Source organism: Pseudomonas sp. NPDC085632 (assembly GCF_044541255.1).
Classification (GTDB): Bacteria; Pseudomonadota; Gammaproteobacteria; order Pseudomonadales; family Pseudomonadaceae; genus Aquipseudomonas.
In genome coordinates this window covers 36,646-50,875 of sequence record NZ_JBITSX010000049.1, presented here as the reverse complement: position 1 = coordinate 50,875, position 14,230 = coordinate 36,646, and the positions used below count along the sequence as shown (strand labels likewise).

The window sequence follows — 14,230 nt, the reverse complement described above, 5'->3', positions numbered from 1 at the left end:
ACTGTGGCATGTAGTGCCTGTCGATGCCGAGGCGCTGGTAACTGCACTGGCCACCAAACTGGCGCGTCCATGTGCAAGCCAGGAGTTGACCACCTACGGTTTCGTCGCGCCGTTCGGCAAAGGCGAAGATGCTCCACTGGTGCACGTCAGCGGTGACTTCCTGCTGATTTCCGCGCGTAAAGAAGAACGTATTCTGCCGGGCAGCGTCGTGCGTGACGCGGTCAAGGAAAAGGTCGAAGAGATCGAAGCCGAACAGATGCGCAAGGTCTATAAAAAGGAACGCGATCAGATCAAGGATGAAATCATCCAGGCGTTCCTGCCGCGCGCCTTTATCCGTCGCTCGTCGACCTTCGCCGCCATCGCGCCGAAACAGGGTCTGATTCTGGTCAACTCGGCCAGCCCGAAACGCGCCGAAGACCTGCTGTCGACCCTGCGTGAAGTGATCGGCACCCTGCCCGTCCGTCCGCTGACCGTGAAAATGTCGCCAACCGCGACCATGACCGAATGGGTCACCACGCAGAAAGCTGCCGACGACTTCTATGTTCTGGACGAATGCGAACTGCGCGATACCCACGAAGATGGCGGTATCGTCCGTTGCAAGCGTCAGGACCTGACCAGCGAAGAAATCCAGCTGCACCTGAGCACTGGTAAAGTCGTCACGCAGCTTTCGCTGGCCTGGCAGGACAAGCTGTCGTTCATGCTCGATGACAAGATGACCGTCAAGCGTCTGAAGTTCGAAGATCTGTTGCAGGATCAGGCGGAGCAGGACGGTGGTGATGAGGCATTGGGACAACTGGATGCCAGCTTCACCCTGATGATGCTGACCTTTGGCGACTTCCTGCCGGCGCTGGTGGAAGCTTTGGGTGGGGAAGAGACTCCGCAGGGGATCTAAAGCCAACCAGTTCCTGATGAAGGGACCGGTTCAAATGTGGGAGCTGGCTTGCCAGCGATAGCGGTGTTACAGATGGCTTATGTGGAGTCTGACACGCCGCCATCGCTGGCAAGCCTGCTCCCACAGTGTTTTTTGGTGTAAAAAATAATAAGGATCAAGCCATGCGCGCACTGGCTGCACTCAGCCGCTTCGTCGGCAATACCTTCGCTTACTGGGTTCTGATTTTCGCGGTGATTGCGTTCCTGCAACCGGCGTGGTTCCTCGGTCTCAAAGGCGCGATCGTGCCGCTGCTCGGGCTGGTGATGTTCGGCATGGGCCTGACCCTCAAACTTGACGACTTCGCTGCCGTCGCCCGCCATCCGTGGCGCGTGGCGCTGGGCGTGGTTGCACATTTCGTGATCATGCCCGGTATGGCGTGGTTGCTTTGCCAGGTCTTTCACTTGCCGCCGGAAATCGCCGTCGGGGTGATTCTGGTCGGTTGCTGCCCGAGCGGTACTTCGTCCAACGTGATGACCTGGCTGGCTCGCGGCGATCTGGCGTTGTCGGTGGCAATCGCCGCCGTCACCACCCTCCTCGCCCCGCTGCTGACCCCGGCGTTGATCTGGCTGCTGGCTTCGGCTTGGCTGCCGGTGTCGTTCATGGAGCTGTTCTGGTCGATCCTGCAAGTGGTATTGCTACCGATCATTCTTGGCGTGGTTGCCCAGCGTTTGCTTGGCGACAAGGTTCGTCACGCCGTCGATGTGTTGCCGCTGGTGTCGGTGGTCAGCATCGTGATCATCGTCACCGCCGTAGTGGCCGCCAGCCAGGCGAAAATCGCCGAATCCGGCCTGCTGATCATGGCCGTAGTGATGCTGCACAACAGCTTCGGTTATTTGCTGGGCTACTTCACCGGGCGCCTGTTCAAGTTGCCGCTGGCCCAACGCAAGTCGCTGGCACTGGAAGTGGGCATGCAGAATTCGGGGTTGGGCGCCGCGTTGGCCAGTGCGCATTTTTCGCCCTTGGCGGCGGTTCCGAGCGCACTGTTCAGCGTCTGGCACAATATTTCCGGCGCACTGCTGTCGACGTACTTCCGGCGCATGAGTGAAAAGGAAGATCGCGAGACTCTGGCGCAGCAAACGGCGGACTGACCTGCAAACTTGATCCCCGGGTTAATGCTGGTCAAACTAGCGCGCAACGCGGGGACGACCCTGCGGCTCGATCGAGTCATTAATCTGGGGACGACCCCGTCAATCGATGGAGGTCTCTCATGTCCTGGATCATTCTGTTTTTCGCCGGCCTGTTCGAAGTCGGCTGGGCCGTCGGCCTGAAATACACCGACGGCTTCACCCGCCCGCTGCCCACCGTACTGACCGTTGCTGCCATGGCCATCAGCCTTGGCCTGCTGGGCCTTGCAATGAAGGAATTGCCGTTGGGTACAGCCTATGCGATCTGGACCGGCGTCGGTGCCGTGGGCACGGTGATTGCCGGGATCATCCTGTTTGGCGAGTCGATGGCGTTGATTCGGCTGGCCAGTGTGGCGTTGATCATTACCGGGTTGATTGGCCTCAAGGTCAGCGCTTAAGCCACTGGCCCCATCGCTGGCAAGCCAGCTCCCACAGGTTCGGTGGTGTACATAAATGATATGTTCACTGTAGAGCTCTGTGGGAGCTGGCTTGCCAGCGATGAGGCCTGCTCAATCAGCGGTTATCTAACAGCCCCGCGCAACTCCCCAACCAACGCCTGCAACTTTGCCGGCTCTGCCACTTCAACGCCCACCGGCGCACCCGCCACCAGCGTGACCCGCGACCACAACCGGTGAAACAGGCCCTTGTTCGGATCGCGACTGAAGAAACTCCCCCACAACCCCTGCAACGCCAACGGAATCACCGGCACCGGCGTCTCCTCGAGAATCCGCGTCAGCCCGCCCCGGAATTCGTTCATTTCGCCATCGGCAGTCAATTTTCCCTCAGGGAAAATGCACACCAGTTCGCCGTCCTTCAGATATTGAGCAATACGGGTGAAGGCCTTTTCGTAGATCTGAATATCTTCCTGACGCCCGGCGATAGGAATAGCTCCCGCTGTACGGAAGATAAAGTTCAGCACCGGCAAGTTGTAGATCTTGTAGTACATGACAAAGCGAATCGGCCGACGCACTGCACCACCAATCAGCAAGGCATCGACGAACGACACGTGGTTGCACACCAGCAATGCCGCGCCCTCGTCGGGAATCGCTTCGAGGTTTCGATGTTCGACGCGGTACATGGAATGGCTGAGCAGCCAGATCATGAAGCGCATGCTGAACTCGGGGACGATTTTGAAGATGTAGGCGTTGACGCCGATGTTCAGCAACGACACCACCAGGAACAACTGCGGGATCGACAGTTTGGCCACACTCAACAACACAATCGAGACAATGGCCGACACCACCATAAACAGTGCGTTGAGAATGTTGTTCGCAGCAATCACCCGTGCGCGCTCGTTCTCGGCGGTGCGCGACTGGATCAAGGCATACAGCGGGACGATGTAGAAACCACCGAAAATACCGAGGCCGAGTATGTCGACCAACACCGCCCAGGTATGCACGAAGCCCAGCACTTCAATCCAGCTATGGCCGGTGATGCTGTCGGGGATTCCACCGGAATGCCACCACAGCAGCAGACCGAACACGGTCAGGCCAAACGAGCCGAACGGCACCAGGCCGATCTCGACCTTGCGCCCGGACAGCTTCTCGCAAAGCATCGAGCCAAGTGCAATACCGACCGAGAACACAGTGAGAATCAGCGTTACAACAGTTTCATCACCGTGCATCCACTCTTTGGCATAGGCCGGAATCTGCGTCAGGTAAATCGCCCCGACAAACCAGAACCACGAGTTACCGACAATCGAACGCGACACCGCCGGGGTCTGGCCCAAACCGAGTTTCAGGGTGGCCCAGGATTGACTGAAGATGTTCCAGTTCAGGCGCATTTCCGGCGACGCGGCTGCGGCACGAGGAATACTGCGGCTGGCCAGATAACCCAGCACGGCGATACCGACAATGGCTGTAGAGACCAGCGGCGCGTAATGGGTCGAAGACATGATGACCCCGGCGCCGATCGTTCCGGCGAGAATCGCCAGAAACGTGCCCATCTCCACCAGGCCGTTACCACCCACCAGCTCATCCTCGCGCAGCGCCTGCGGCAGAATCGAATACTTCACCGGCCCGAATAGCGCCGAATGAGTGCCCATGGCAAACAGCGCCACCAGCATCAGCGACAAATGATCGAACAGGAAACCGACCGATCCTACGGCCATGATCGCGATTTCCGCGAGTTTGATCAGACGGATCAGCGCGTCCTTGGCGAATTTTTCGCCAAACTGCCCGGCCAATGCCGAGAACAGAAAAAACGGCAGGATAAACAACAACGCACACAGGTTGACCCAGATCGAACGGTCACCCTCGATGGTCAGCCGATAGAGAATGGCGAGGATCAGCGACTGCTTGAACACGTTGTCGTTGAACGCGCCGAGGGACTGCGTGATGAAAAACGGCAAGAAGCGCCGGGTGCGCAGCAGGTTGAACTGTGAGGGGTGACTCATCTTCCGTGTTTCCCTGATGTTGAAGGTAGCGAGGCCTGGGTACTGCTTATTGGAATCTCGAAGCGCGATCCAGGCCACACCTTACCTAAACTTTTCCGGTTATTTCTTCAAACCTGCGATGCACGGCGAGACAAACAGCTCGCCACGCCAGGCACCTTGCACGGTGCGTTTGCCGACAATCAGCCACATCAACGTCAGCAACATCACCAACACCGTACCGACAACGCTGAAAAACGTCAGGTTCAGGGTGCTTGCAAGTTTCAGGGTTGCCAGCGAATACACGCCCAACGGGAAGGTGAATCCCCACCAGCCGAGGTTGAACGGGATGCCGTCGCGCAAGTAACGCACGGTGATCAGCAGCGCCATCAGCATCCACCACAGACCAAAGCCCCACAGCGTAATTCCGGCCACCAGACCCAGGCCCGAAGCGATTTCACCAATGCCCGGCAGACCGTTCGCCGCGAAGATCGCTGGCGCATCACCGCCGAGCAGCAACATGCCCAGCGCGCCGGTGCCGATCGGGCCTAGGGCCAGCCAGCTCGAAGCGGCCATGTTTTCGTGGGGCAGTTTGTGCAGGGCCATGCGAAGCAACAGGATGGTCAGAATGCTGAATGCCACCGGGAGGGAAAAGGCCCAGAGTACGTAGCTTGTCGTCAGTACCACCAGTTGCGACTGATCTTCGGTGAGATGCGGTGCGAGCAAGCCACCGCTGGCCGCTGCCACTTCTGCTGCCACCACCGGCAGCAACCAAACGGCGGTCATCTGATCGATGCTGTGTTCCTGACGGGTAAACATCATGTACGGAATCAACACGCCGCAGGCCAGCGACAGGGCTACGTCGATCCACCACAGCACTTCGACGAGATGAATCACTCCATCCCCCCAGCGCGGCAGGCCGAACAGCAGAAAGCCGTTGATAATCGTCGCCAGGCCCATGGGAATGGTGCCGAAGAACATCGATACCGTGGAGTGGCCGAAGATCCGTCGCGCTTCATCGAAGAACAAGATCCAGCGCGCGGCGTAAGCGACGGTAAACAGGCTGAACAACAGAATGTTGAACAACCACAAACCTTCGGCGATGGCGTGCAGGCCTGGAATGGCCAAGGGCAGTTGCGCCAGCGCCAACGCCAGCACACCGGTGCCCATGGTGGCGGCAAACCAGTTGGGGGTGAACTGGCGGATCACTTCGCGCGGATGCTGAAGCTGACGGAACGGCTTGATACCGGGTTTGGCGCTGTTGGGGCAAATCATCATGAACTCCTGTCCTCTGGTGAGGTTGAGTCCATGGTAGAACCGAATCGAATATCTATATAACGGGTAATATCTCTAACTGTTATCTGTTTTACCAATAAGCAATCAGACGCTGCCTTCGCTTTCGATTACCAAAATCCGCGCTGCGCCTTGCGGATGGGCGACGTGCTCGGTGCCAACGCTCGCGTAGAAGATGTCACCGACATCGAGCTGCACCTGCTTTTCTTCGCCCTGCTCGCGGTAATGCATCCGCACTTGGCCATCGAGCACCACGAACACTTCCTCGCCGTCGTTGACGTGCCATTTATACGGCTGATCCGTCCAGTGCAGGCGCGTGGTGATGCCGTTCATGTTGGCGATGTCCAGCGCGTCCCAGGCGCGCTCGGCGGTGAAGGTCTTGCTGCGAATAATCTTCATGAGTCGATCCGTGAGAAGAAGGCTGGGCAAGGCTAACCGAAAGCGCACCGTTTATGGAGCGCGGCACACTTTGGCTGCCGATGGGCGCAGGCTCAACAACAGCGCGCCAACAGCCAACACGATCAAAATCGTCCCGTAACCATCGGTGGTCGCCAGCAAACCGTAGCTGCGCGACAAGTGCCCGGCGAGCAACGCTGGTAGGCAGAACGCCAGATAACTGAGCACGTAATAGGCCGCCATCAACCCCGCCCGTTCATGGGGCAAGGCCAGCGGCACCAAACTGCGCACGGCGCCGAGAAAGCCTGAACCGAAGCCGCAACCGGCCACCAGCGTGCCGAGGAAAAACAGCGACAGACTGGCGCTGTGCACCCCCAGCAGAATCAACACCAGACCGATCGGCAACAGGCTCGCGCCCAACTGCAACGCTCGAATCGCGGGACGATTGCGCAGCGTGAAAATCATCAATGCACCGGTCACCGTCAAGGCTGCCACGGTTGCGCCGCCGATCAGATTGGACGCCGAACCGGTGGCGGTGCGCACCAGCGATGGCGCCAACGATGCATAAAAACCGCCGAGCGCCCAGGTTGCGGTGTTCAAAGGCAGGACTTGCCACAAGGTTGAGCGCGCTTGATTCGGCACGTGCAATGTCGGCCGCAACGATGCCCACGCCCCCGCTTGCGGCGTGACACTTTCCGGCAGGCGCCAGACATAAACGCCCTGCAATACAAACAGGGCGAGCAGCAGCCAATAGGTCAGTTGCAACGGCGCAGGCGCAAATTCGGCCAACAAACCGCAGCCCATGCCGCCCAATGCCATGCCCAGCAACGGCGCCACACTGTTGATCAACGGTCCTTGCTGACGGTCGGTGTCGAGCAGGGTCGCGCTCAAAACAGCCGTGGCCATGCCGGTGGCAAACCCTTGCAGTACGCGCGCACTGATCAGCCACGCCACGCTGTCAGCGTAGATAAACACAAGCATCGCCAACGCATTGAGCAGCACGGCGGTGAAGATCACCGGTTTGCGTCCCAGGTGATCGGACAGCGAGCCGACGGTTAATAGCGCGGCCAACAGACTGAGCGCATAAACGCCAAAGATCAGCGTCAGCACCGCTGCCGAGAAGTGCAGTTGATCTTGATACAAGTGATACAACGGCGTCGGCGCAGTGGAGGCGGCGAGAAAACTGAGTAAGGTGATCGCCAGAAACCACAGGCTGGATCGATTGGAAGCAAGACTGGTCATGTGCACACTCCGCAAAAGCTAATTTTTTGCTTTTGCGGAGTGTGCTACTGCCTCGCGCTTAAAGCAAATTCTTTGTGTTAAGGTCTGCCCCATGGCTATTAAAGAAGGTTTACGCCCCGGCGGCCGCAGTGCCCGGGTGCAAGATGCAATTCATTCGGCAGTCCGCGCGCTCCTGCAGGAACAGGAGCGTTCGACCGTGACTGTCCCGCAAATCGCCGCGCGTGCGGGAGTTACGCCGTCGACGATTTACCGGCGCTGGGGTGATCTGGCGGCGCTGCTTGCCGACGTGGCCCTCGCCCGCATGCGCCCGGACAGTGAACCGGCGCAAACCGGCAGTTTGCGCAGCGATATCCGTGCGTGGGCCGAGCAGTATCTCGACGAGATGAGTTCCGAGCCCGGGCGCAATATGATGCGCGACGTGCAGGCGAGCGCGACGCCGGGGTATTGCGTAACGATCATTGGCGCGCAGTTGCAGACGATCATTGAGCGGCACCCGGATGAAGTGGCACCGACTGTTGATCGGTTGATCAATCTGGTGGTTGCGCCGGTGGTGTTCCGGATTCTGTTTTCGGCGGCGGCGCTGGAGGTGGATGAGCTGCATCGGCTGATTGATATTGCACTGCGTCAGGACTGACGCCATCGCTGGCAAGCCAGCTCCCACAAAGATCTCCAGTGAACCCTGATTTTGTGGCGCCGTGAATAATGTGGGAGCTGGCTTGCCAGCGATGAGGCCCGACCGGTCACCACAAAAACCACCCGGTTCCAAACCTGCGACACCCCGCCACGCCACGACCTTGGTCGACACTGACTAACCGCCCCGCGCATGCGAGACTGTCCGCCCGGGCAGGAGTGCCGGGGAGTCTTTTGTCGGGAGTGTTGCATGTCGCTGTCCACCGGGCTGATCGCCGCCGTCGCCCTGGCCTATATGGCCATCATGTTCGCCATCGCCTTCTACGGCGACCGCCGCAGCGCGCCGTTGCCGCCGCGTATGCGTGCCTGGGTGTACAGCCTGTCGCTGGCGGTTTACTGCACCAGTTGGACGTTCTTTGGCGCAGTCGGTCAGGCGGCGGAACAACTGTGGTCATTCCTGCCGATTTACCTCGGGCCGATCCTGCTGTTGGTGGGCGCGCCGTGGGTTCTGCAGAAAATGGTGATGATCAGCAAACAGGAGAACATCACCTCCATCGCTGACTTTATCGCCGCGCGTTACGGCAAATCGCAATCGCTGGCCGTGGTTGTCGCGCTGATCTGTCTGGTTGGTGTCCTTCCTTATATCGCCCTGCAACTCAAAGGCATTGTCCTCGGCGTGAACCTGTTGATCGGTGCCGGTGCCGACGCCATGGGCACCCGCGCGCAGGACACCGCGCTGATCGTGTCGCTGGTGCTGGCGCTGTTCACCATCGTTTTCGGTACGCGCAACCTCGATGCCACCGAACACCACCGTGGCATGGTGCTGGCGATTGCCTTCGAATCGCTGGTCAAACTGTTCGCGTTTCTCGCCGTCGGCGCCTTCGTCACCTATGGCCTGTATGACGGTTTCGATGACTTGTTCAACCAGGCCATGCTCGCCCCGCGGCTTGAGGAATACTGGAAAGAAACCATCAACTGGCCGTCGATGGTGGTGCAGACCGGTGTGGCGATGATGGCGATCATCTGCCTGCCCCGGCAGTTCCACGTCACGGTGGTGGAGAACATTGATCCGCAGGATCTGCGTCTGGCCAAATGGGTGTTTCCGGCGTACCTCGCACTGGCTGCTTTGTTTGTAGTCCCGATCGCTTTAGCCGGTCAGATGCTGCTGCCCAGCGACGTGCTGCCCGATTCCTTCGTGATCAGCCTGCCACTGGCTCAGGCCCATCCGGCGCTGGCGATGCTGGCATTCATCGGCGGCGCGTCAGCGGCAACCGGCATGGTGATTGTTGCCAGTGTGGCGCTGTCGACCATGGTCTCCAACGATATGCTGTTGCCGTGGTTGCTGCGCCGCAATAACGCCGAGCGCCCGTTTGAAGTGTTCCGTCAGTGGATGCTGTCGGTGCGGCGCGTGAGTATCGTGGTGATCCTGTTGCTGGCGTATGTCAGCTATCGCCTGCTTGGCTCGACCGCGAGCCTGGCGACCATCGGCCAGATCGCTTTCGCTGCCGTGACCCAACTGGCGCCAGCGATGCTCGGCGCGCTGTACTGGAAACAGGCCAACCGTCGCGGTGTTTTCGCAGGTCTGGCCGCCGGTACTTTCTTGTGGTTCTACACGTTGATCCTGCCGATTGCCGCGCACAGCCTTGGCTGGTCGCTGAGCAGTTTTCCGGGGCTGGCGTGGTTGCACAGTAATCCGCTGAACCTGCCGATTACCCCACTGACCCAAGGTGTGGTGTTGTCGCTGGCCGGTAACTTCACCTTGTTTGCCTGGGTTTCGGTGCTGTCGCGTACGCGCGTGTCGGAGCATTGGCAGGCCGGGCGCTTCATCGGACAGGAGATCAGCGCACGGCCGAGTGCACGCTCGATGCTGGCGGTGCAGATCGACGACTTGCTGCAACTGGCCGCGCGCTTTGTCGGTGAAGAACGTGCGCGCCAAAGCTTCATCCGCTTCGCCTATCGCCAGGGTAAAGGCTTCAACCCGAACCAGAATGCCGACGGCGAATGGATCGCCCATACCGAGCGTTTGTTGGCCGGTGTGCTTGGCGCTTCTTCGACGCGCGCCGTGGTAAAAGCCGCCATCGAAGGTCGGGAAATGCAACTGGAGGATGTAGTCCGAATCGCCGACGAAGCCTCGGAAGTGCTGCAGTTCAACCGCGCCCTGCTGCAAGGTGCGATCGAGAACATTACCCAAGGCATCAGCGTGGTCGACCAGTCGCTGAAACTGGTGGCGTGGAACCGGCGCTATCTGGAACTGTTCAACTACCCCGACGGCTTGATCAGCGTCGGCCGGCCGATTGCCGACATCATTCGCTACAACGCCGAACGCGGTCTGTGCGGCCCCGGTGAAGCGGAAGTGCACGTTGCCCGCCGTTTGCACTGGATGCGTCAGGGCCGTGCGCATACGTCTGAGCGGCTGTTCCCCAACGGCCGGGTGATCGAGTTGATCGGCAACCCGATGCCGGGCGGCGGCTTCGTCATGAGTTTCACCGACATCACCGCGTTCCGCGAAGCCGAACAAGCGCTGACCGAAGCTAACGAAGGCCTGGAGCAACGGGTCAGCGAACGCACCCAGGAACTGTCGCAACTCAACGTCGCGTTGACCGAAGCCAAGGGCACTGCCGAGGCGGCCAACCAGTCGAAAACCCGCTTCCTCGCGGCAGTCAGCCATGACTTGATGCAACCACTGAACGCTGCCCGACTGTTCTCTGCCGCCCTCTCTCATCAGGACGATGGCTTGAGCAGCGAGGCGCAGAAACTGGTGCAGCACCTCGACAGCTCGTTGCGCTCGGCCGAGGATCTGATCAGCGATCTGCTGGATATCTCCCGACTGGAAAACGGCAAGATCAACCCCGACCGCAAGCCTTTCGCTGTCAATGAGCTGTTCGACATTCTCGGCGCCGAGTTCAAGGCGCTGGCACAGGAACAAGGTTTGACCTTCCGTGTGCGTGGCAGTCATTTGCGCATCGACAGCGACATCAAATTGCTGCGACGGATTCTGCAGAACTTTCTCACCAACGCATTCCGCTATGCCAAGGGTCCGGTGTTGCTGGGCGTGCGCCGACGCGGCGGCGGCGAACTGTGTCTGGAAGTGTGGGATCGCGGGCCGGGGATTCCGGAAGATAAACAGCAGGTGATTTTCGAGGAATTCAAACGCCTCGACAGCCATCAGACCCGCGCCGAAAAAGGCCTCGGGCTGGGTTTGGCGATTGCCGATGGTTTGTGCCGCGTACTCGGGCATACCTTGCGTGTGCGTTCGTGGCCAGGACGCGGCAGTGTGTTCAGCGTCCGCGTGCCGCTGGCTTGCTCACAAGCGGTGCCGAAGAGTGCCGTCGTCGAACTGAACGGCAAGTTACTGAACGGTGCGCAGGTGCTGTGCATCGACAATGAAGACAGCATTCTGATCGGCATGAATAGCTTGTTGAGCCGCTGGGGCTGTCAGGTGTGGACGGCGCGTAATCGTGAGGAATGTGCGGCGCTGCTGAGTGACGGCGTGCGACCACAACTGGCGCTGGTCGACTATCACCTCGATCACGGCGATACCGGCACCGAGTTGATGGCGTGGTTGCGCACGCGCCTCGGTGAACCGGTGCCGGGGGTGGTGATCAGTGCTGACGGGCGACCGGAGATGGTTGCGCAGGTGCATGCGGCGGGGCTGGATTATTTGCCGAAACCGGTGAAGCCGGCGGCGTTGCGGGCGTTGTTGAGTCGGTATTTGCCGCTGTAGAAGCAAAAGATCGTCCGGAGGCTCGGGCCGCGTTCGGACGATCTTTTGATCTTTATTCAGGAAGTTCGACGAGCCCATCGACATCGGTCATCGCCCGCTCCAGCAAGTCCGCCGGCAAGCTCTTGCTCGCCCGCGCACCGAGCAATTTGAGCTGCTCGCTGCGACTGACCAGGTTGCCGCGCCCTTCTGTCAGCTTGTTACGCGCTGAGCTGTAGGCTTTATCCAGCTGTTGCAGTCGATTGCCGACCTCGTCGAGATCCTGAATAAAGAGCACGAACTTGTCGTACAGCCACCCGGCGCGCTCGGCGATTTCCCGAGCGTTCTGACTCTGGCGCTCCTGCTTCCACAGACTGTCGATCACGCGCAAAGTCGCCAGCAACGTCGTCGGACTGACGATGACAATGTTGCGGTCGAAGGCTTCCTGAAACAGTGCTGGCTCAGCCTGCAACGCCGCCGAAAACGCCGCTTCGATCGGCACGAACAGCAAAACGAAATCGAGGCTGTGCAGGCCTTCCAGACGTTTGTAATCCTTGCCGGCCAGGCCTTTGACGTGATTGCGCAACGACAGGACGTGCTGCTTGATCGCGATCTGCCCGAGGGAGTCGTCGTCGGCAGCAACGTATTGCTGATAGGCGGTGAGACTCACCTTCGAGTCCACCACCACTTGCTTGTCGCCCGGCAGGTAAATGATCACGTCAGGCTGGAAGCGCTCGCCATCCGGGCCTTTGAGGTTGACCTGGGTCTGGTACTCGCGGCCCTTCTCCAGGCCGGCGTGCTCAAGCACACGCTCTAGAATCAGCTCGCCCCAGTTGCCTTGGGTTTTCTGGCCTTTCAGGGCACGGGTCAGGTTAGTGGCTTCGTCGCTCAGACGCAGGTTGAGCGCCTGCAAGCGCTCCAGCTCCTTGGCCAGCGAGAAACGCTCGCGGGCCTCGGCCTGATAACTTTCTTCCACACGTTTCTCGAAGGATTGGATGCGCTCCTTGAGCGGATCGAGCAACTGCCCAAGACGTTGTTGACTGGTCTCGGCAAAGCGCTGCTCGCGCTCATCGAAGATCTTCCCGGCGAGTTCGGCAAACTGCGCACGCAGTTCATCGCGTGAGCCTTGCAGGTCGTTGAGGCGTTGCTGGTGGCTTTCCTGTTGCTCGCGCAGTTCGGCGTTCAGTGAGGCGGCCTGTGCGTCGAGGCGGCGCAGCTCAGCTTCCTTGTTCGCACGTTCGAGGTTCCAGGCGTGAGAGGCATCGCGGGCGTCGTCGCGCTCGATTTGCAGCAACTCGACTTCGCGGCGCAAGGCGGCGAGATCAGCCTGCTTCGCGGCATTGGCCTGACCGAGATCGGCGACTTCGTCGCGACTGGCATCAAGCTGCGCGTTGAGCCCGTCCTGTGCCAGTTGCGCCATGGCCAGTCGCTCTTCGAGCAGGGCCACTTCGGCCTGCCCATTGCTCGCCCGGCGTTGCAGTTGCCAGGCCAGCGCCAGCAGTGGCAATCCCGCCGCTGCAAGCCCCAGCAATACGCTGGTCAAGTCCATCGCCATAGCCACTCCCGCCGATCTTATAAAGCCTGAAGGTTAACCAAGGTGTCAGGTCTTGGACAGCTCAGTCTTCGAGCAGACCGAGTTCCTGCTGCGCGCGACGATCACCAGCGCGGGCGGCCTGGCGTAGCAGATCCTGACCGATGCGACGGTCCCGTGCATTCCCGCATTCGCGGCACATCAATTGGCCGAGACGGCTTTGCGCAACCACCACGCCATCACGCGCCGGTTGTTTGAGCAGGCGGCCAGCGAGGTGTTTGGCATTGTGACTGTCGCTCAGGCGCGGGCTGTCGAGCAGCCATTCGGCAACGCGAACGGAAAATCGCTTGGGCGGGGTAACAGGAGAAGGCTGTGAGGTAACAGAGTCTGATACTGAGCGAAACTTCATAAAGCACTGTGGGACGAATCGGAAGGCGCGCCACTCTACTCTCTTTTTCTTACAGGTAAAGTCGAAAAACAACCCGGCACGCCCGTCCTAGAGCAAGCGCTCGGGACAATCCACAGAAGCTGTGGATAACTCAGTGGACAACCGTCCTCCAACCCTCGCAAAGCCTTATGGAATGGGGCTCGCAGTCAAACTGACGATTTTTTCACCAACAAAAAAAAGCGATGTTTTTCATTGACTTAAACTTTCGTTGCAGGCAGCCACCGGGGTCAGGATTGGTATGACAGCGCCGTTACAGCCTGCGCAACTAATGTGCACAAGTACCTGTTACCTGGTTATATCGCTGCGCTTTTCCGGGTCGTTTTGGCAGTCGGTCTGGGGATAAACCAGTCTGGCGCGCGTCTTGATGAAGATATCTTCACTGACCGACGGTCAAAAAATGCGCCAATTACGGGCAAGTCACTCAACAGCCCAAGCAGACTCAATCTGTGGCTGCAATGTTTTTCTACACGAAGTTTGCTTTACCCGTTTCGATCCGTTAGTATCCGCGGCGTTAGTACCAAGCTGAAAGTCAATTCCGGTCGAACACATCCCCACGGTCAGCCT

General features: G+C 59.5%; 11 protein-coding genes. 5 read left to right on the top strand and 6 right to left on the bottom strand.

The genetic code is table 11. The features are described 5' to 3' along the window. Position 1: 1 nt before the first annotated feature. The 3 genes from rdgC to sugE all read left to right on the top strand — a co-directional run bounded on the left by rdgC (position 2) and on the right by sugE (position 2,453). Positions 2-892, top strand: a complete 891-nt coding sequence (gene rdgC / locus ACIF4X_RS23990; RefSeq protein ID WP_397484010.1) for a recombination-associated protein RdgC — start codon at positions 2-4, stop codon at positions 890-892. A 161-nt stretch (positions 893-1,053) separates the two neighbouring features. Beyond that, positions 1,054-2,019 (top strand): bile acid:sodium symporter family protein, encoded by a 966-nt coding sequence (locus ACIF4X_RS23985; protein ID WP_397484009.1) that lies wholly within the window; start codon positions 1,054-1,056, stop codon positions 2,017-2,019. A 119-nt stretch (positions 2,020-2,138) separates the two neighbouring features. Next, entirely contained in the window at positions 2,139-2,453 is a 315-nt protein-coding gene (gene sugE / locus ACIF4X_RS23980; protein WP_003223093.1) for a quaternary ammonium compound efflux SMR transporter SugE, read from the top strand. A gap of 122 nt (positions 2,454-2,575) precedes the next feature. On the opposite strand, the gene ACIF4X_RS23975 is transcribed toward sugE, so the two are convergent. From ACIF4X_RS23975 to ACIF4X_RS23960, 4 genes are all read right to left on the bottom strand, one after another. Continuing rightward, complete coding sequence (locus ACIF4X_RS23975; protein WP_397484008.1) at positions 2,576-4,450, bottom strand: MFS transporter; 1,875 nt, start codon at positions 4,448-4,450, stop codon at positions 2,576-2,578. Between the two features lie 99 nt (positions 4,451-4,549). Further along, positions 4,550-5,701 (bottom strand): TDT family transporter, encoded by a 1,152-nt coding sequence (locus ACIF4X_RS23970; RefSeq protein WP_397484007.1) that lies wholly within the window; start codon positions 5,699-5,701, stop codon positions 4,550-4,552. 105 nt (positions 5,702-5,806) lie between these two features. Then, positions 5,807-6,118 (bottom strand): cupin domain-containing protein, encoded by a 312-nt coding sequence (locus ACIF4X_RS23965; RefSeq protein ID WP_397484006.1) that lies wholly within the window; start codon positions 6,116-6,118, stop codon positions 5,807-5,809. Between the two features lie 51 nt (positions 6,119-6,169). Beyond that, on the bottom strand, positions 6,170-7,357 hold the full coding sequence (locus ACIF4X_RS23960; RefSeq protein ID WP_397484005.1) for an MFS transporter: 1,188 nt from the start codon (positions 7,355-7,357) through the stop codon (positions 6,170-6,172). Positions 7,358-7,448: 91 nt separating this feature from the next. Here ACIF4X_RS23960 and ACIF4X_RS23955 point away from each other — a divergent pair, with 91 nt between their 5' ends. Both ACIF4X_RS23955 and ACIF4X_RS23950 read left to right on the top strand, forming a co-directional pair. Further along, a complete protein-coding gene (locus tag ACIF4X_RS23955) occupies positions 7,449-7,991 on the top strand; it encodes a TetR/AcrR family transcriptional regulator (RefSeq protein WP_397484004.1) in 543 nt (180 codons plus the stop codon). 246 nt (positions 7,992-8,237) lie between these two features. Continuing rightward, positions 8,238-11,711, top strand: a complete 3,474-nt coding sequence (locus ACIF4X_RS23950) for a NahK/ErcS family hybrid sensor histidine kinase/response regulator (RefSeq protein ID WP_397484003.1) — start codon at positions 8,238-8,240, stop codon at positions 11,709-11,711. A 52-nt stretch (positions 11,712-11,763) separates the two neighbouring features. Here the strand turns inward: ACIF4X_RS23950 and rmuC are convergent, their stop codons facing one another. Further along, entirely contained in the window at positions 11,764-13,128 is a 1,365-nt protein-coding gene (gene rmuC / locus ACIF4X_RS23945; RefSeq protein ID WP_397484011.1) for a DNA recombination protein RmuC, read from the bottom strand. A gap of 175 nt (positions 13,129-13,303) precedes the next feature. Further along, positions 13,304-13,627 carry a hypothetical protein gene (locus ACIF4X_RS23940; protein WP_007919780.1) on the bottom strand — a complete coding sequence of 108 codons (324 nt, stop codon included), beginning with the start codon at positions 13,625-13,627 and terminating at the stop codon, positions 13,304-13,306. Positions 13,628-14,230 lie beyond the last annotated feature (603 nt).

Coding starts and splice junctions, on each gene's coding strand:
- ACIF4X_RS23985 (WP_397484009.1), top strand. CDS start 1,054: ATGCGCGCACTGGCTGCACTCAGCCGCTTCGTCGGCAATACCTTCGCT.
- sugE (WP_003223093.1), top strand. CDS start 2,139: ATGTCCTGGATCATTCTGTTTTTCGCCGGCCTGTTCGAAGTCGGCTGG.
- ACIF4X_RS23975 (WP_397484008.1), bottom strand. CDS start 4,450: ATGAGTCACCCCTCACAGTTCAACCTGCTGCGCACCCGGCGCTTCTTG.
- ACIF4X_RS23970 (WP_397484007.1), bottom strand. CDS start 5,701: ATGATTTGCCCCAACAGCGCCAAACCCGGTATCAAGCCGTTCCGTCAG.
- ACIF4X_RS23965 (WP_397484006.1), bottom strand. CDS start 6,118: ATGAAGATTATTCGCAGCAAGACCTTCACCGCCGAGCGCGCCTGGGAC.
- ACIF4X_RS23960 (WP_397484005.1), bottom strand. CDS start 7,357: ATGACCAGTCTTGCTTCCAATCGATCCAGCCTGTGGTTTCTGGCGATC.
- ACIF4X_RS23955 (WP_397484004.1), top strand. CDS start 7,449: ATGGCTATTAAAGAAGGTTTACGCCCCGGCGGCCGCAGTGCCCGGGTG.
- ACIF4X_RS23950 (WP_397484003.1), top strand. CDS start 8,238: ATGTCGCTGTCCACCGGGCTGATCGCCGCCGTCGCCCTGGCCTATATG.
- ACIF4X_RS23940 (WP_007919780.1), bottom strand. CDS start 13,627: ATGAAGTTTCGCTCAGTATCAGACTCTGTTACCTCACAGCCTTCTCCT.